This is a genomic window from Roseateles sp. YR242 (genome assembly GCF_900109745.1).
Taxonomy (GTDB): domain Bacteria; phylum Pseudomonadota; class Gammaproteobacteria; order Burkholderiales; family Burkholderiaceae_C; genus Roseateles.
The window spans coordinates 1-17,136 of record NZ_FOAV01000023.1 but is presented as its reverse complement, the minus strand read 5'-3'; the positions used below and the strand labels follow the sequence as shown (position 1 = coordinate 17,136).

Annotated in this window: 12 protein-coding genes and 1 tRNA gene; 9 read left to right on the top strand and 4 right to left on the bottom strand. The window is 66.0% G+C overall.

Annotated elements, in window-relative coordinates:
- Positions 1-121: 121 nt before the first annotated feature.
- The 6 genes from pstC to phoR all read left to right on the top strand — a co-directional run bounded on the left by pstC (position 122) and on the right by phoR (position 5,712).
- Positions 122-1,138, top strand: a complete 1,017-nt coding sequence (gene pstC, locus BMY53_RS24575; protein ID WP_092949745.1) for a phosphate ABC transporter permease subunit PstC — start codon at positions 122-124, stop codon at positions 1,136-1,138.
- The gene (gene pstA, locus BMY53_RS24570; RefSeq protein WP_092949709.1) at positions 1,135-1,995 is read left to right on the top strand and encodes a phosphate ABC transporter permease PstA; all 861 of its coding nucleotides are present in this window, start codon (positions 1,135-1,137) and stop codon (positions 1,993-1,995) included. The genes pstC and pstA overlap by 4 nt, the downstream gene beginning before the upstream one ends.
- Positions 1,996-2,057: 62 nt before the next feature.
- The gene (gene pstB / locus BMY53_RS24565; RefSeq protein WP_092949708.1) at positions 2,058-2,843 is read left to right on the top strand and encodes a phosphate ABC transporter ATP-binding protein PstB; all 786 of its coding nucleotides are present in this window, start codon (positions 2,058-2,060) and stop codon (positions 2,841-2,843) included.
- A gap of 49 nt (positions 2,844-2,892) precedes the next feature.
- Positions 2,893-3,600, top strand: a complete 708-nt coding sequence (gene phoU / locus BMY53_RS24560; RefSeq protein ID WP_092949706.1) for a phosphate signaling complex protein PhoU — start codon at positions 2,893-2,895, stop codon at positions 3,598-3,600.
- 14 nt (positions 3,601-3,614) lie between these two features.
- The gene (phoB, locus tag BMY53_RS24555) at positions 3,615-4,316 is read left to right on the top strand and encodes a phosphate regulon transcriptional regulator PhoB (RefSeq protein WP_092949704.1); all 702 of its coding nucleotides are present in this window, start codon (positions 3,615-3,617) and stop codon (positions 4,314-4,316) included.
- A 10-nt stretch (positions 4,317-4,326) separates the two neighbouring features.
- Positions 4,327-5,712 (top strand): phosphate regulon sensor histidine kinase PhoR, encoded by a 1,386-nt coding sequence (phoR, locus tag BMY53_RS24550; protein WP_092949702.1) that lies wholly within the window; start codon positions 4,327-4,329, stop codon positions 5,710-5,712.
- Positions 5,713-5,800: 88 nt separating this feature from the next.
- On the opposite strand, the gene BMY53_RS24545 is transcribed toward phoR, so the two are convergent.
- From BMY53_RS24545 to trxA, 4 genes are all read right to left on the bottom strand, one after another.
- Positions 5,801-7,450 carry a hypothetical protein gene (locus BMY53_RS24545; protein WP_092949700.1) on the bottom strand — a complete coding sequence of 550 codons (1,650 nt, stop codon included), beginning with the start codon at positions 7,448-7,450 and terminating at the stop codon, positions 5,801-5,803.
- 266 nt (positions 7,451-7,716) lie between these two features.
- Positions 7,717-7,983, bottom strand: a complete 267-nt coding sequence (locus BMY53_RS24540) for a type B 50S ribosomal protein L31 (protein WP_092949698.1) — start codon at positions 7,981-7,983, stop codon at positions 7,717-7,719.
- A gap of 257 nt (positions 7,984-8,240) precedes the next feature.
- Positions 8,241-9,503, bottom strand: a complete 1,263-nt coding sequence (gene rho / locus BMY53_RS24535) for a transcription termination factor Rho (RefSeq protein ID WP_092949696.1) — start codon at positions 9,501-9,503, stop codon at positions 8,241-8,243.
- 360 nt (positions 9,504-9,863) lie between these two features.
- Entirely contained in the window at positions 9,864-10,190 is a 327-nt protein-coding gene (trxA, locus tag BMY53_RS24530; protein ID WP_092949694.1) for a thioredoxin TrxA, read from the bottom strand.
- 245 nt (positions 10,191-10,435) lie between these two features.
- Here trxA and BMY53_RS24525 point away from each other — a divergent pair, with 245 nt between their 5' ends.
- The 3 genes from BMY53_RS24525 to BMY53_RS24515 all read left to right on the top strand — a co-directional run bounded on the left by BMY53_RS24525 (position 10,436) and on the right by BMY53_RS24515 (position 17,090).
- The gene (locus BMY53_RS24525) at positions 10,436-13,273 is read left to right on the top strand and encodes a PD-(D/E)XK nuclease family protein (protein WP_143074231.1); all 2,838 of its coding nucleotides are present in this window, start codon (positions 10,436-10,438) and stop codon (positions 13,271-13,273) included.
- On the top strand, positions 13,270-16,986 hold the full coding sequence (locus tag BMY53_RS24520; RefSeq protein WP_092949690.1) for a UvrD-helicase domain-containing protein: 3,717 nt from the start codon (positions 13,270-13,272) through the stop codon (positions 16,984-16,986). Before BMY53_RS24525 ends, BMY53_RS24520 begins: the two co-directional genes overlap by 4 nt.
- A 27-nt stretch (positions 16,987-17,013) precedes the next feature.
- Positions 17,014-17,090: transfer RNA gene (locus BMY53_RS24515), tRNA-Pro, on the top strand.
- Positions 17,091-17,136 lie beyond the last annotated feature (46 nt).

The following is a 17,136-nucleotide window of genomic DNA, read 5'->3' as shown; positions in this document are numbered from 1 at the left end:
GTGCAGCCCGGTGCCCCAGAGCAGGACACCGGGCTTTTGCACAAGGGGCGCCGGCGAGAAGCGGTGCCCAGGTCCTGCGAGAGAACCACTACAAGCAACCAGCGGAGGCCCCGTGGCCGCAATACTCCCAGCCAACCACATCGATCGTCAGCGAGGCGACGAGCGAACCCAGCCCCAGGGTAGTCCGCCCGCGCGGCGCCGCGTCGCCCCCTGGGCCGACGGTGTCTTCTCCTTCCTCGCCCATGCCGCCGCCTGGCTGACGCTGGCCCTGCTGGCCGGCATCATCCTGTCGCTGATCGTCGGCGCAGCCCCCGCCATCAAGCAGTTCGGCCTGGGCTTCCTGGTGAGCACCGATTGGGATCCGGTGCAGGAGAAGTTCGGCGGCCTGGTGATGATCTACGGCACGCTGATCACGTCCTTCCTGGCCCTGGTGATTGCCGTGCCGGTGAGTTTCGGCATTGCGCTGTTCCTGACTGAGCTGGCACCGGGCTGGCTGCGCCGCCCGCTGGGCATTGCCATCGAGCTGCTGGCTGCCGTGCCGTCCATCGTTTATGGCATGTGGGGCCTGTTCGTGTTCGGCCCCATCCTGGCCACCTATGTCCAGCAGCCGCTGCAAAGCCTGCTGGGCGGCATTCCCTACCTGGGTGCCCTCGTCTCGGGCCCGCCGGTGGGCCTGGGCATTCTCTCGGCCGGCATCATCCTGGCCATCATGATCATCCCGTTCATCGCATCGGTGATGCGAGACGTGTTCGAAGTCACCCCCGCGCTGCTCAAGGAATCCGCCTACGGTCTGGGTTCCACCACCTGGGAGGTGGTCTGGAAGGTGGTGCTGCCCTACACCAAGACGGGGGTCATCGGCGGCATCATGCTGGGCCTGGGGCGTGCGCTGGGCGAGACCATGGCCGTCACCTTCGTGATCGGCAACATGAACCAGCTCAGTTCGCTGTCGCTGTTCGAAGCCGCCAACACCATCACCTCGGTGCTGGCCAATGAATTCGGCGAGTCTGGCCCGGGCAGCCTGCATCAGGCTTCCCTGCTGTACCTGGCCCTGGTGCTGTTCTTCATCACCTTTGTGGTGCTGGCGTTCTCCAAGGTCCTGCTGAACAAGCTCAAGAAGAACGAAGGGACCCGCACATGAGCGCGACCTCTGCTGGCCGCATGGCCATGTACAACAAGCGCCGCCGCATCAACATCCTGGCCTTGTCGCTCTCCATGGGGGCCATGTGCCTGGGGCTGGTCTGGTTGATCTGGATCCTGTTCGAAACCATCACGCAGGGGATTGCCGGCCTGAACTGGGCCGTCTTCACCCAGATGACGCCGCCCCCCAATGCGGACGACGGCGGCCTGGCCAATGCGATCTTCGGCTCCGCGCTGATGGTGGCGCTGGCCACGCTCATCGGCACGCCCATCGGCGTGCTGGCCGGTGTCCATCTGTCCGAATATGGCCAGAAGACGTGGCTGGGCAACTGCGTGCGTTTCATCAACGACATCCTGCTGTCGGCCCCGTCCATCGTGATCGGCCTGTTTGTGTACAGCATGATCGTGTTGCGCTTCCGTGGTTTCTCGGGCTGGGCCGGCGTCATCGCGCTGGCGCTGATCGTCATCCCGGTGGTCATCCGCACCACCGAGAACATGCTCAACCTGGTGCCCAACGCCCTGCGCGAGGCCGCCTATGCCCTGGGTACACCGAAGTGGAAGGTCATCATGACCGTGACGCTGAAGTCGGCCCGTGCCGGTGTGATCACCGGTGTGCTGCTGGCGCTGGCCCGTGTTTCTGGTGAAACCGCGCCGCTGCTGCTGACCGCCTTCAACAACCGCTTCTGGTCCACCGACCTGAGCGGCCCGATGGCCAACCTGCCCAAAGTGATCTTCGACTTTGCCATGAGCCCCTACGGCAACTGGCAGAAGCTGGCCTGGGCGGCGGTGTTCATCATCACCATCGGTGTGCTGGTGCTCAACATCCTGGCGCGCGTCGTCTTCAAGAACAAGCATTGAGCGGGTGTCCGCACCGCTGCGTCGAGCCAACCACTTTCAAACGAATCCAAGAGGCCCTGATCATGGACGCCAAAGTCGATATGCCGGTGACCGAGCGCGCGAAGCTCTCGGTGAAGAACCTGAACTTCTATTACGGCAGCTTCCACGCGCTGAAGAACATCAATCTGGACATTCCGGAGAACAAGGTGACCGCCTTCATCGGTCCCTCGGGCTGCGGCAAATCCACACTGCTGCGCACGCTCAACCGCATGTTCGAGCTCTATCCGGAGCAACGCGCGGAAGGCCAGATCCTGCTGGACGGTGAAGACATCCTCACCAGCAAGGAAGACGTTTCGCTGATCCGTGCCAAGGTGGGCATGGTGTTCCAGAAGCCCACGCCGTTCCCGATGTCCATCTACGACAACATCGCCTTCGGCGTGCGTCTGTTCGAAACCCTCTCCCGCGTGGAGATGGACGAGCGGGTGGAATGGGCGCTGAAGAAGGCTGCCCTGTGGAACGAGGTCAAGGACAAGCTCAACCAGAGCGGGTCAGGCCTCTCCGGCGGCCAGCAGCAGCGCCTGTGCATTGCGCGCGGCATCGCCATCAAGCCCGAGGTGCTGCTGCTGGATGAGCCGTGCTCCGCGCTGGACCCGATCTCCACCGGCAAGATCGAAGAGCTCATCCATGAGCTCAAGCATGACTACACCGTGGCCATCGTGACCCACAACATGCAGCAGGCTGCCCGCTGCTCCGACTACACCGCCTACATGTACCTGGGCGACCTGATCGAATTCGGCCCCACCGCTGAGCTGTTCATGAAGCCCAAGCGCAAGGACACCGAAGACTACATCACCGGCCGCTTCGGCTGAGCCCGGGCCCGTCAGGCAGCCAGCGACAGAGACAAGAAGGGGAATCACCATGACCGACAAGCATCTCTCCACCCAATTCGACGCCGAACTGAGCGGCATCTCCACCCGCGTGCTCGAAATGGGCGGCCTGGTGGAATCGCAGGTGGCGCAGGCCATCGAGGCCCTGGGCTCGTTCAGTGGCGAGATCGCCACGCACGTGCTCAAGCAGGAGGAGGTGGTCAATACGATGGAAGTGGAGATCGACCGCGATCTGTCCACCATCATCGCCCGCCGCCAGCCCACGGCGCGGGATCTGCGCCTGCTGATCGCCGTGTCCAAGACCATTGCCAACCTCGAGCGCGTGGGCGACGAGGCGGCCCGCATTGCCCGTACCGTGCAGCGCCTGATCAACACCGGTGTGTCCAGCCGCCTGCGCCTGCCGATGTCCGACCTGTCCTACGAGGCGGAACTGGCCATTGCCTCGCTGCGCAAGGCGCTGGACGCCTTTGCCCGCCTGGATGTGGACCGTGCGCTGGAAGTGCTGAAGCAGGACGACCAGATCGACAAGGAGTTCGACGGCCTGATGCGCAAGCTCATCACCTACATGATGGAAGACCCGCGCACCATCTCGTCGAGCATTGACATCGTGTTTGTGGCCAAGGCCATCGAACGGGTGGGTGACCATGCGAAGAACCTGGCCGAAGTCATCATCTACGTGGTCAAGGGGACCGACGTGCGTCACAACACGCCCGACGCCGTTGAACACATGGTGCGCTGAGAGGAGACACGCGAATGAGCCGTATCCTGGTCGTCGAGGACGAGTCCGCGATTGCTGAACTGATCTCCATCAACCTGCGCCACGCCGGCTTCGAGGTCACCCTGGCCGCGAATGCGGAGCAGGCACAGCTGGAAGTCGACCGCGTGCTGCCGGACCTGGTGGTGCTGGACTGGATGCTGCCCGGCCAGTCCGGCCTGGGTCTGGCCCGCGCCTGGCGCGGTGCGGCCCGCACCCGCGAGCTGCCCATCATCATGCTGACGGCACGCGCCGAAGAGGCTGACAAGGTCTCGGGGCTCGATGCCGGCGCGGATGACTACCTGACCAAGCCGTTCTCCACCAACGAGCTGCTGGCCCGCATCCGCGCGGTGCTGCGCCGCAAGGCGCCGGAGGCGCTGGATTCGGCCGTGGACGTGGGTGGCCTGGTGCTGGACCCTGGCACCCGCCGGGTCAGCCGCGAAGGTGTGGAAGTCAAGCTCGGCCCCACCGAATTCCGCCTGCTGCATTTCTTCATGACCCATCCGGAGCGGGTGCACAGCCGGTCGCAACTGCTGGACCGCGTCTGGGGCGACCATGTCTTCATCGAGGAGCGCACCGTGGACGTTCACGTCAAGCGCCTGCGCGAAGCCCTGGAGAAGGTCAACTGCCAGCGCATGATCGAAACGGTGCGTGGCGCCGGTTATCGCCTGACCCAGCAAAGCAGCGCCCTGTCCGCCTGAGCGCCGCGCGATGAGCTGGTTGTTGTCGCGAGTGCTGATGCTGGTGCTGGGGACTGGCATCGGCGGGTGGCTGGGCTGGTGGCTGGGACACTGGATGCTGGCGGCGCCTCTGGCGTCCGGTATCGGTGCGGGCCTGGCCGTTGGCCTGATGGGCTTGTGGGACGCTGCACGCGCCCGCCGCCTTGTGAACTGGTTGAGGGGGGATCTTTCCGGTGAAGCGCCTCGGGTTGGCGGCATCTGGGGCGAGCTGTCCTACCGGATGGAGCGTGGCCTGCGCGACCGTGAGCGGCTGTATGAGCGCGAGCGCCAGCAACTGGAGCAGTTCCTGCTGGCCATCGAGGCATCGCCCAATGGGGTCATCCTGCTGGACGACCAGGACCAGATCCAGTGGTGCAACACGGTGGCGGCCGACCATTTCCAGCTGGACCCGCAGCGGGACAAGCTGCAGCGCATCACCAACCTGGTCCGCTTCCCGGCGTTTGTGTCTTACCTGCAGTCGGGTCAGTACAACCAGCCGTTGGCGCTGCATAACGCTCGGGGCAAAGCCCATCTGCAGGTGTTGATGCGGGACTATGGCGTGGCGGGAGAGTGCCGGCGGCTGATCCTGTCGCTGGACGTGACGGACCGGGAGCGCAATGAATCCATGCGGCGGGATTTCGTGGCCAATGTGTCCCATGAGATCCGCACGCCGTTGACCGTATTGGCGGGCTTCATCGAAACCATGGCCAGCCTCAACCTCACCGAGGCGGAGCGCAAGCGGGTGCTGCACCTGATGCAGCAGCAGACCCAGCGCATGCAGTCGCTGGTGGGGGACCTGCTCACCCTGGCCCAACTGGAAGGCAGCCCGCGGCCGCCGGCCGATCACTGGATCGCGCTAGACCCCTTGCTCACCCGTGTCTCTGCCGATGCGCATGCGCTGTCGGCGGGGCGCCATGAGCTGGTGTGTGCGCGCCAGACCCAGATGGAACTGGCGGGTGTGGAGGCCGAGGTGTTGAGCGCCATCGCCAACCTGATGAGCAACGCGGTGCGCTACACGCCGGAAGGCGGGCGTATTGAGCTGCAGTGGCGGTTGCTGGGTGAGAAGGGTGCGGAGATCGCGGTGATCGACAACGGTCCCGGCATCGCCCGAGAGCACCTGCCGCGCCTGACCGAGCGCTTCTATCGCGTGGATGGCAGCCGTTCCCGGGACACCGGCGGTACCGGCCTGGGCCTGTCCATCGTGAAGCACGTGGTGCAGCGCCACGGTGGCGAGCTGCGCATCGAGAGCGAGCCGGGCAAGGGCTCAGCCTTCCGGCTCATGTTCCCGGCCACGCGGCTCCGGCAGGCGGACGCACCCGCGATGGGTGATGAGTCAGCACCTGCGGCGCTGGCGGGGCGGGATGATGAAGCCGCTTGAGGGCGGCCTGGCAGTGGCCTGAAAGCGACCTGAAAGCGGCTCGAAAGCGGACAGAGGACGGCCTGCCGGGGCGATCGGCCCCGGCCCGTCAAGGTTGTCGCTGCAGGACGATGAAGCTGCCGGTGCGGTCGGTCGGTCGGCGCACGATCGCATCCACGCGCCAGCCTTGGGGCGGTATCGGCGCACCTTCACCCTGGGCGATCAGGCCGGCGTGGCAGCGTGACTCTGCCAGCGGCTGCGTGGCATCCACGGCCCATCCGCCCTGGAATTCCAGCGCGGACAGCACATGCAGAGGCAGACCCGGTGCCGCAATGCAATCCAGCTCTGCGGGCAGGTGGGCCCGAACCCGCTCGACCAGGGGCGAGTTGCTTCGCGCGTAATTCAGCGGATGCAGGCCCAGGGTCATGGCCAGCAGCCAGCTCAGCGCCACACCGCCGGCAGGCAACGCCAGGCTCTTCCAGATGGCATGGCGATGCCGGGCGGTACGCCAGCGCACCAGCCACAGCCAGGCCAGGGTGCCCAGCACGGCCGAGACAAACGTCAACCAGCCAAACTCCGGCTGATAGCCCTGCGCCAGGCGGCGCACGTTGGAGAGGAACTTGGCCGGCCAGCCCAGCTGCAGCGCGCTGTAATAGAGCCACAGGAAAATGGCGCCGGCACTGAAGAAGAACACCGAGAACCAGTCCAGCAAGGCACTGGCACTGCGCTGGAAGGTGGGCAACGCAAAACTGGCCAGCACCGCCAGCGGGGGCAGGGCCAGCAGCAGGGCGCGATCATCCGCATCCATCACCAGGCTGCACAGAAGCGGGATGGCTCCTGTCAGGATGGGTACCGAGACATGGCGGCGTGTCAGGTGCCCGCGCCAGCGCCACAACGACCATAAGGCCAGCGGCCAGGCGGGCCAGCAGAACCAGCCCACCAGCTTGAGCCAGGCCCAGATGCTGCGGCTGTTGGCGTCGATACGCCAGGCCCAGCCATGCATGGGCCAGGCCACCAGGGCGGCCAGGGCCATGGCGCCGAACAACCAGGGCATGAGCTTGCGAGCCTCGTCGTACACCGAGCGGTGGCTCAGCCACAGCGCACCCACGGACAGTGCCACAGCCACTGCGGGCGCACCGCTGGTGGCCAGGATGGGGAGCGACAGCAGCAGCGCGATGCGCGGTTTCCAGCGCCGGAACGGCGCGGCGGACAGGGCATACATCAGCAGCGAGATGCCGACCAGCTGCAGGATCTCGGGCGTGGTTTCATGCCCCAGGCGCAGCAGCCCGGCGCTGGCGATCACGGCCAGCAGGCTGCCGTCGGCCATGGCGCGGGCGTAGTCCACCGCCTGGGCTTCGCCGCCAAAGGCAAACGCGACCGGCTGGGCGGCTTCGGTGCGGGCCAGGTGCAGGCAGCTGTACCAGACCAGCGCCAGCACGGCCGCCAGCATCAGGCCGAAGGGAATGCGCGCGGCGGTGGCCGGGTCCAGGAAGGGGAGCAGCTTGATAAAGGCGGCGCCGATCCAGTAGGGCAGCAGCCCGCCTTCGGCCGGGATGCCGGCGATGGCTGGCTGCAGCCACGGGGCGTGGCCCTGCGCGATGCTGGCCATGAAGCCGAAGGCCGTCAGGTCGGCATTGCGCCAGGGGTCACGGCCGAACAGGCCGGGCAGCACATAGGCGGCGCACAGCAGCAACAGGGCCCAGCGCGGAATGGGGTGGGCGCTTCGCTCGGCCACGACGGCCGGGGTGGGCAGATTCATGCGCGTCTGTCTCGTTGTCGTTGTAGGGAACGGTGGGCATCATGCCCCAGGTGGGGAATTGCCGCCTTCATCTGGGGGCGATGTTGGCCACTTTTCCTGCAGAAAAGTGTGGTGCAAGAACCAGCACCGGCCCGACATCGACAGACATGAAAAAAGGCAGCCGGTTCGGGCTGCCTTTCTTTTGGGGGCGCGCTGAGTGAAGTGCTGAGAGAACTTCTGAGAGAACCTCTGAGTGTTGCACTCAGTGCGACCATCGCGACCTTGAATTACTTCTTGGTCGGGGTGAGCTTGGCAAACTTGTTGCGGAACTTCTCGACGCGGCCACCCAGGCTGTCGATGCTCTTTTGCGTGCCGGTGTAGAACGGGTGCGACTCGCTGGAGGTTTCCAGCTTGACCAGCGGCAGTTCGCGGCCATCGTCCAGCTTGATGGTGTCCTTGGTCGTCACGGTCGAGCGGGTGACAAACTGGAAGCCGTTGGACAGATCCACGAAAGCAACGTCGCGGTAGTTGGGGTGAATGCCTTCTTTAGCCATTTTGGAAACCTCGCTGTGGTGCCGCCAGCCACATCGCACCGTGCGATGCACTTGTCGACAGCGGAAAAACGCAGAGTATAGCGCAAAGGTGAGCAGCGGCTCAATGCTGCGGCAGTGAGCCACCCTTGCTGGTGGCGGGGGCGCCAACAAAAAGCCGCCCGGAGGCGGCTTTTGTGAAGTCTTGCACGAGGCTGGTGCCGTGGGCTGAAGCGTAGCTTGAGCCGTGGCTTGCACCGCGTCTTGGTGCGACAGGGCGTTCAGCCGCCCCGGCGCATCATGTCGAAGAAATCATGGTTGTTCTTCGACGACTTCATTTTGTCGAGGATGAACTCCATCGCCTCGATCTCGTCCATCGGGTAGAGCAGCTTGCGCAGGATCCATGCCTTTTGCAGGATTTCCGGCTTGAGCAGCAGCTCTTCGCGGCGGGTGCCCGACTTGTTCAGCAGGATGGACGGGTAGACCCGCTTTTCCGCCATGCGACGATCCAGGTGGATTTCGCAGTTGCCGGTGCCCTTGAACTCTTCGTAGATCACTTCGTCCATCTTGGAGCCGGTGTCCACGAGCGCGGTGCCGATGATGGTCAGCGAGCCGCCTTCTTCGATGTTGCGGGCGGCGCCAAAGAAGCGCTTGGGGCGCTGCAGGGCGTTGGCGTCCACACCACCGGTCAGTACCTTGCCGGAGCTGGGCAGCACGTTGTTGTAGGCGCGCGCCAGGCGTGTGATCGAGTCCAGCAGGATGATCACGTCCTTGCGCAGTTCCACCAGGCGCTTGGCACGCTCGATCACCATTTCGGCCACCTGCACGTGACGGGCCGCCGGCTCGTCGAAGGTGGAGCTGATGACTTCGCCGCGCACCGTGCGCTGCATTTCGGTCACTTCTTCAGGGCGCTCATCCACCAGCAGCACCATGAGGTGAGCGTCGGGATAGTTGGCCGCGATGGAGTGCGCCAGATGCTGCATCATCATCGTCTTGCCGCTCTTGGGCGGGGCCACGAGTAGGGCGCGCTGGCCTTTGCCCAGGGGCGCGATCAGATCGATGATGCGGCTGGTGATGTTGTCGTCGCCGCGGATATCGCGTTCAAGCTTGAACTGCTCTTTCGGGAAGAGCGGCGTCAAGTTCTCGAACATGATCTTGTGCTTGGACTCCTCCGGCGTCAGGCCGTTGACGCGGTCCACCTTGACGAGCGCGAAATAGCGCTCGCCGTCCTTGGGCACGCGCACTTCGCCTTCGATCATGTCGCCGGTGTGCAGGTTGAAGCGGCGGATCTGGCTGGGGGAGAGGTAGATGTCGTCCGTCGAGGCCATGTAGCTGGTCTCGGGCGAACGCAGGAAGCCAAAGCCGTCAGGCAGGACTTCCAGCACGCCGTCGCCGAACACTTGCTCGCCGGCTTTGGCGCGTTTTTTCATGATCGCAAACATCAGCTCCTGCTTGCGCATGCGAGCGACGTTATCGATCTCCAGTTCTTCGCCCATCGTGATCAGGGCGGAGACGTGAAGCGCCTTCAATTCGGAAAGATGCATGGGATGACCCAGTCTGTCGTCCAGAACCTGCCAAGGCCAGGGACACAAACAACGGTGAGCCCAGGCGTCTCGCAGCCATCATGAAGAGGGCCCGATGGAGGGCCGACTGCATTGCCGTACCTGCGACGGCAAGGAATGAAACCTTGCGCATCGCCTGACGGGCGGCTTCAGGGCCGGTTGGGCAGGGCATACAGACCTGCGTGCTTCGACCAGAAGCTGATGGACATGCGGGAGCTTGGGCGCCGAGTCCACGCGCTCACCCCGGGCATGCTCCAGGAGATTCCGAGAGCGTTCAACCCAGGGCGGGCGTGGTGGCAACAGGTCCGTGGAAAGCCGCTCGGCTGGCCACGGATGAGGAGATTATAGGTTGGCGTCCAGGAAGGACGTCAACTGGGCCTTGTTCAAGGCGCCAACCTTGGAGGCCACGAGCTGGCCGCCCTTGAACAGCATCAGCGTCGGAATGCTGCGAATGCCGTACTTGGCGGCCACTTCGCGGTTGTCATCCACGTTCAGCTTGGTGATCTGCAGACGCTCGGCCGACGACTGGGCAACTTCCTCCAGGATCGGGGCAATCATCTTGCAGGGGCCGCACCATTCGGCCCAGAAATCGACCAGCACGGGCTTGTCGGCTTGGATGACGTCGCTGTCAAAGGAGGCGTCGGAGATGTGTTTGATCTGTTCGCTCATGAATGGAGTCCTTGCTTGCAATCCCTGTGCATGGGCCTGCTCGATAATCCGGTCCGACCAATCCGGTCACCCGGGAGTGGCGGGGATCAAGGCACAATGATTCTTACATAAAGCCCAGAACCCTCATGTCGAGTAGGTACTCCTCGTAAATGTGGGTGTCTTCCTGGAAGTCAAGCCTTTCGACGCGATCCCAGGGGGCGTCCGCTGGGCACAAGGGCGCCTGAAGCCTCTCCGGACCTGTTCCCGTGACCGTTCCCACCGACGATCTGTTCTCCGAACCGCTGTTTTCGAGCGCTCTCCCATTGGAGGGGGCTGTTGCGTCCACGCCTCAGTCAGGGCGCGTAGGCGGGTTGCCGGAGGCGTTCCCGCTGGACGGAGCCCACGCCAATGCGGTCTTCTGGGACCGGCTGGCCGAGCGTGCCGCTGCCTGGCTGGAGGCGCACGGCCTGGCGTCCCGGGATGCCGTGCTGCTGCTGCCGTTTGCGCAGCATCTGGCGCCGGCACGCCGCGCCTGGATGAAACTGAGCCGCTGGCAGCCACGCATCGAGACCACGCACAGCCTGGCCTCGGCGCTGGGGCCCAGCGCCTTGCCCCAGGCGCTGCAACTGACGTTTGATGCCGCCATCGACGCCCTGGCAGCGCGCCAGTTGCTGCGCAGCCAGACCTGGGCGCAGGCCTTGCGGCAGGAAGACGCCCGCGCATTTGAAGCGGCGGTGCAGCGGCTGGTGGAAGCCGCCCATGCCTTGTCCCGCGCCGCCCAGACCCGCTCACCGGCTGGCCGCATCGCTTTCTGGGCACTGGTCCGGCAGACCCTGGCCGCGCAAAGCGGTACGGGCCAGTTGGAGCGCGCCTTGCTGCTGGTCGCCCTGGAATGGGCGGCAGCCGATCCGCGTGCGCCCGCCACCGATGCGCTCTTTGACCTGCGTCCCAGCGCCTGGCTGCATCTGCAGGCCGGTGGCCCGGACCTGCTGGCCAATGCCTTGCTGGACGCCGCGCAGGCGGAGGGCATTCCCTGCCTGCGCCTGAGTGCCGATGTACTGCTGGACGATGCCTATCGCCATGGCGTGCCGCCCGCGCAGGTGGAACAGGCGCCGTGCGATGACTTTGAGGATCTGGCGCAGTGCAGCGCTGCCTCCGTGCTGGACCACCTCAACGCCGGCCGCTCGCCGGTGGCGCTGATCGCCCAGGACCGGGTGCTGCTGCGCCGTGTACGTGCGCTGCTGGAGCGTCAGGGTCTGGGCATTGCCGATGAAACGGGGTGGACACTCGCCACCACCGCGCCTGCAGCCCAACTGATGGCGATGCTGCGCGCCACGCGCCGTGATGCCACGGTGGATGAATGGCTGGCCTGGCTCAAGACACCGCTGGCCGCCGCACTGCGAGAGCGCGCCGGCAGTGGGGCCTTGCCGGCGCTGGAGGCGCGATGTCGCCAGCGCGGCTGGTCGGCCCCGGCCGCTGTGCGGGAAGACCGGCTGACACCGGGCAGCGCCCGCTTGTGGGCCCAGGCTCGCGAAGCAGTGGCGCCGTTGCAGGCCTCAGGCAGCCGCACGCTGGAAGACTGGCTGAAGGAGCTGGGCGAGGTGCTCAAACGCTTGGGTGCCGATGAGCGTCTGGCCGAGCAACCCGCCGGTGGTCCCCAATTGCTGGATGCGCTGTGGCTCAAGCGCTCCCCCTGGCCCGGGTCCGCGCATGAGGCGGTGGTAAAGGAGACCGTGCTGAGCCCCATGGAATTCACCGCCTGGATTTCCGCCACGCTCGAAGCCGCCCAGTACGTGCCACCGATACAGGGGGAACTGCAGGTCATGATCACGCCGCTGGCACGTGCCATGCTGCGGCCATTTGGCGCCGTGGTGCTGCCAGGCGCCGACGCTGCCACCCTGGGGCCGGTGCCGGCCGGCCCGAATCTCATCAGCGACACCCTGGCACGCCAGTTCGGCCTGCCCACCATCGAAGAAAAACGCGACGCGCTGGCGCGCCAGTTTGTTCAGCTTCTGCGGGCGCCGGCCGTCACGCTGCTGCGCTGTGCACACCGGGGCAGCGAGCCGCTGGCGGCCAGTCCCCTCTTGGACCGGCTGGACCTGGCCCGGCAGGCTGCCGGCCTGGGGCCGCTGCCGTTGTGGCGCGACCCGCGTGTGGAGATGCAGGTGCCGGTGCAGGTCCGGCAACGGGCAAGCGCCCAGGCGCAAGGGCGGCTGCCGCGCGCCTTGAGTGCCAGCGCGGTGGAATCCTTACGCCAGTGCCCTTACCAGTTCTTCTCTCGCGTCCTGCTCGGGCTGCGTGAAGTGCAGGAACTGGATCAACAGGCTGACAAGCGTGACTACGGCACCTGGCTGCATGCCGTGCTGCATCAGTTTCATACCGAGCGCCAAGCCGGGCAGGGCGGCGCCATGGACGATGAGACGCGAATGCGCCAGGCGGCCCAGACGCAGATGCACCAGCAAGGGCTCTCGCCCGCAGAGTTCCTGCCGTTCTCGGCGAGCTTCGCGCGCTTTGTGCCCGTGTATCTGGATTGGTTGCGCGAGCGCGAGGCGCAGGGGCAGCTGTTCAGTCAGGGTGAGGTGGCGCGTGAGGTTCGCCCCTGGTCGGGCTGGGATCCCACACTGGCGTCGCTGGCCTTGCTGGGCCGCATTGACCGCATGGACGACGCACCGGGCGGCCGCTGGTTGCTGGACTACAAGACCGGCAGCGTGAAGGGCCTCAAGGACAAGGTGGCTGACCCGTTGGAGGACACGCAGCTGGCGGTCTACGCGGTGCTCATGGGCGCTGCACAGACGCCCTCGGCGGGCGAGGTGGAAGATGACGCATCGGGTGGTGTCGCAGGAGGTGCGGTGGGGGTGGCCTCAGGGCGTCCGGAGTTGCTTCATGCCGAGTATCTGGCGCTGGATGATCCCAAGGGCATCGCTGCGGTTGCGCATCCGGACGTGGCCGAAAGCGCCATCCAGCTGGTGCAGGGCTTGGGTGAAGACCTGCTGAAGATCCATCGGGGCGATGCCTTGCCGGCACTGGGCGAAGGCGTGGCCTGCGAGTATTGCGACATGCGCGGCCTGTGCCGGCGTGACGACTGGGAAGGTGCCGCACCATGACGGCCGCCTACACCCTCAATGGCGCCCCCGTGGCCCGTGAACGCTTTTATGCGCTGGCCTGCGACCCGGCGCGTAGCGTGGTGGTGGAGGCCTGTGCGGGGGCCGGCAAGACCTGGATGCTGGTCTCCCGCATCCTGCGGGCGCTGCTCGATGGCACGCAGCCGCAGGACATCGTGGCCATCACCTTCACCCGCAAGGCCGCCGGAGAAATGCGAGAGCGGCTCAACGAGTGGCTGCACGAATTCGCCCACTGCGACCATGACGGTCGTGTGAGTGCGCTGCGCCAGCGTGGCATGTCCGACACCGACGCTGCGGCGCTTGCGCCTGCCCTGGCTTCCCTGCAGCAGCGCCTGCTGCAGGGGTCCCGTGCGGTGGAGATCCGCACCTTCCACGCATGGTTCTCGCAACTGCTGCGGGCGGCGCCCCTGGAACTCCTGCAGTCGCAGGGCCTGTCGCCCGAGCTGCAGTTGCTGGAGGATGAGAGCGACCTCATGCCCGAGTTGTGGCATCGCTTTCATACGGCCGTGCTGGCCGATGCCGCATTGCTGGCCGACTACGAATCACTGTGCCTGACCCAGGGGCGCAACAAGCTGACGGGGTGGTTGACCGCGGCCTTCAGCAAGCGAGTGGAAATCCGTCTCGCCCATCAGGAAGGTCGGCTGCTGAGCAGCATGCCCGATGCTGGCGACGTGGTGCCCGAGTTCGCGGCTTTTACGCATCCCCTGGAGGGCTTCGGTCTGCTGCGGGCGCCGTTGCAGGCGCTGGCCGTCGAGCTGGGGGGTATGAAAGGCGCCACCACGCGCAAGTGCGCCACGGCGCTGGAACAGGCGTTGCAGCTGGAAGATGAAGCCGCGCTGGAGGGGGTGCGTGCTGCCTTGTTCACGGCCGATGGCAGCCCCCGAAAAGCGGTTGGTGACGCGCCGGAGATTCTGAGCCTGCTGGACCGTGTCACGCGCCTGCAGATGGCGCTGGATCAGCGGCAGGCTCGCCAATGGCACCTGCAGATGTGCGGGTTGGCGTTGGTGCTGCTCGACCAGTTTGAACATCTCAAGCGCGAACGTGGCCTGGTTGACATGAATGACCTGGAACGCGGTGCGCTGGCTCTGCTGGGCGACCCGGCGCTGGCCGGCTGGGTGCAGGAGCGCCTGGATGCGCAGGTGCGGCACCTGCTGATCGACGAGTTTCAGGACACCAGCCCATTGCAGTGGCATGCCCTGTATGCATGGCTGTCCGGTTATGTGGGGGCTGGTGGCGGCGCGAGCGGCCAGCGGCCGCCGTCGGTCTTCATCGTGGGCGACCCCAAGCAGAGCATCTACCGCTTTCGACGGGCAGAACCTCGCGTCTTTGCCGCGGCGCGGGATTTCGTCCGGGAAGGGCTGGATGGTGTGCTGCTGGCCTGTGATCACACGCGGCGCAACTCGCCGCAGGTGCTGGCGGCGGTCAATGCGGTTTTCGAGTCGGCCACCCTGGCGCAACAGTACAGCGGCTTCCGTGCACACACGACTGAATCGGGCGAGGGTGACCCCTTGGACGGGGTCTTTCATCTCGTGGATGAAGGCCCTGAGGACGCGCAGTCCGGCGAGGCCCGGGGGGAGGGCGTCTGGCGGCCCAGCCTGACGCAACCGCGTCGTGAGGCCGAACTGCATCGGCGAGAGGCGGAGGCGCAGCGCATTGCGGGTGCCATCGAGGCCCTGCTGGCCGGCGATCAGGTGGAGCCCGGTGACATCTTTGTCCTGGCCCGCAAGCGTGAGGGGTTGCGGGTGCTGGCGCAGGTGTTGAAGTCCCGCGGGATTGCGCACGCGGCGCCGGAAGACATGCCCTTGCTGGATGCGCCTGATGTGCGGGACCTGCTGGCCCTGCTGGACCTGTTGGCCTCCAACGGGCACAACCTCTCCATGGCGCATGCGCTGCGCAGCCCCTTGTTCGGGGTGGACGATGCAGACTTGCTGGATCTGGCCGCGCGGGCGAAGGCGGTGAAGTGGCTGCCGGGGTTGGACGAGGATGACGGGCTGGCGGATGAGGCACTGGCGGATGAGGCACTGGCGGATGAGCCTCCGCCGGGCTGGGATGACGCCGTGCCTTTTGAGGTGGATGCTGCGGCGATCGTTGATGACACAGGCGCCATCCCGTCCGTGGGCGAGCGGCCTTGGCCTGGTGAACCGTCCTCGCCGGATGGGCCATCACGTCTTGAAGGCTCGGCAGCGTTGGACGACTTGCCGTCTTCCGGGGCGATGTCGTCCATTGACGAGCGCCCCTGCGCTGATGGGGTGCCGCCCGTGGACGAGTCGCCCTCTCCGGATGAACCGCGCTCCTGGTGGGCCGCCTTGATGGATGCGGACCCCTCGACGCTCAGCCCGGCCTTGCAACGCGCGCGGGAACTTCTCCCGCGTTGGAGTGGCTACGCGGTGCTGCGCAGTCCGCACGACCTGCTGGACGCCATCGTGCACGAAGGCGACCTGATGGCGCGTCTGGCGGCTGCCGTGCCGCCCAGCGAGCGCCGCGCACGGCTCCATGCGGTGGAGGCCTTGTTGTCGCTGGCGCTCGACCTGGACGGTGGGCGCTACGCCGGCCTGTATGGTTTTGTGCGTTCCCTCAAACAACGTGCGCTCAAGCTGGCGGCGCCCGCCGAGCCGGATGCGGTGCAGTTGCTCACCGTGCATGGGGCCAAGGGCCTGGAGGCCAAGGTCGTCATCCTGATGGACACGGAGGCCGGCCCGGCGCGGGCCGAGTCCATGGCGCTGGCCGTGTCCTGGCCGGTGCAGGAGGCAGTGCCGAGCACGGTGGCCTTCCTGGTCTCGGAGAGCCGGCCGCCAGCCTCCCTGCAGCCCTTGTTGGACGACGAGAAGGAGCAGCGGCAGCGCGAGGAACTCAACGCGCTCTATGTGGCGATGACGCGTGCACGCCACCGCCTGCTGATCAGCCGGACGGCGGCCAGGCGAGCCAGCAGCAGCGCCACATGGTGGGCGCGGTTGCAGCCGCTGGCAGCCCCGATGCGGGTGCCCGACGATGGTGGTGCGGATGCGGAAGTGGATGTGAATGCGTCGATAGCGCGCGACCTGGATCAAGTGCGAGCCGGTGATCGGGTCGCGGTCCTGAAGCAACTGCCGCCAGCGCCCCCCATGGCGCAGCGTCCGGCAGTGGCTGGGGCTGTGCAGCCTGCCGAGGGCGCCCGGGGTGGCGGCGAGCTCGGCCAGGGGCCGGAGGTGGTGGACGACAGTGCCGCCCTTGGCGAGGCGCTGCACCGGGTACTGGAGTGGCACAGCGGCCCGCAGGGGCGGCAGCACCCGCTGGAGCGGCTCATGGCTGCGGCAGCCCAGATGTATGGCCTGGATGCGCGCCGGGACGAGCGGCTGCAGCGAAGCGTCAAGGCCATCCTGGGCAGCGAGAGCTGCGCGCCATTCTTTGATCCGGACCGCCTGCGCTGGCATGGCAACGAGGTGCCATTGAGTTGGCGTCAACTGGATATGCGGCTGGATCGGCTGGTCTGCCGGCGCGGGGAGGGCGGCGCGGCGGACACCTGGTGGGTGCTGGACTACAAGCTGCACCCGGCGCCGCAGAACAACGACGACTATCTGGAACAGCTCTGGCGCTACCGGGAAGCGGTGCGGGCACTGCAGCCGGGGGAGCCGGTGCGGTGCGCGTTTATCACCGGTCAAGGGCGGTTGATCGACTGCACAGAAAGAGTTGCAGACAGAATTGATTGGATGGCCTGAATTTGTGGTTAGAATCACGGTCTTCGTCGGGGCGTAGCGCAGTCTGGTAGCGCATCTGCTTTGGGAGCAGAGGGTCGCGAGTTCGAATCCCGCCGCCCCGACCATCTATCTCATTGAGCCGAAAGGGATTTTCCCTCTCGGCTCAATTCT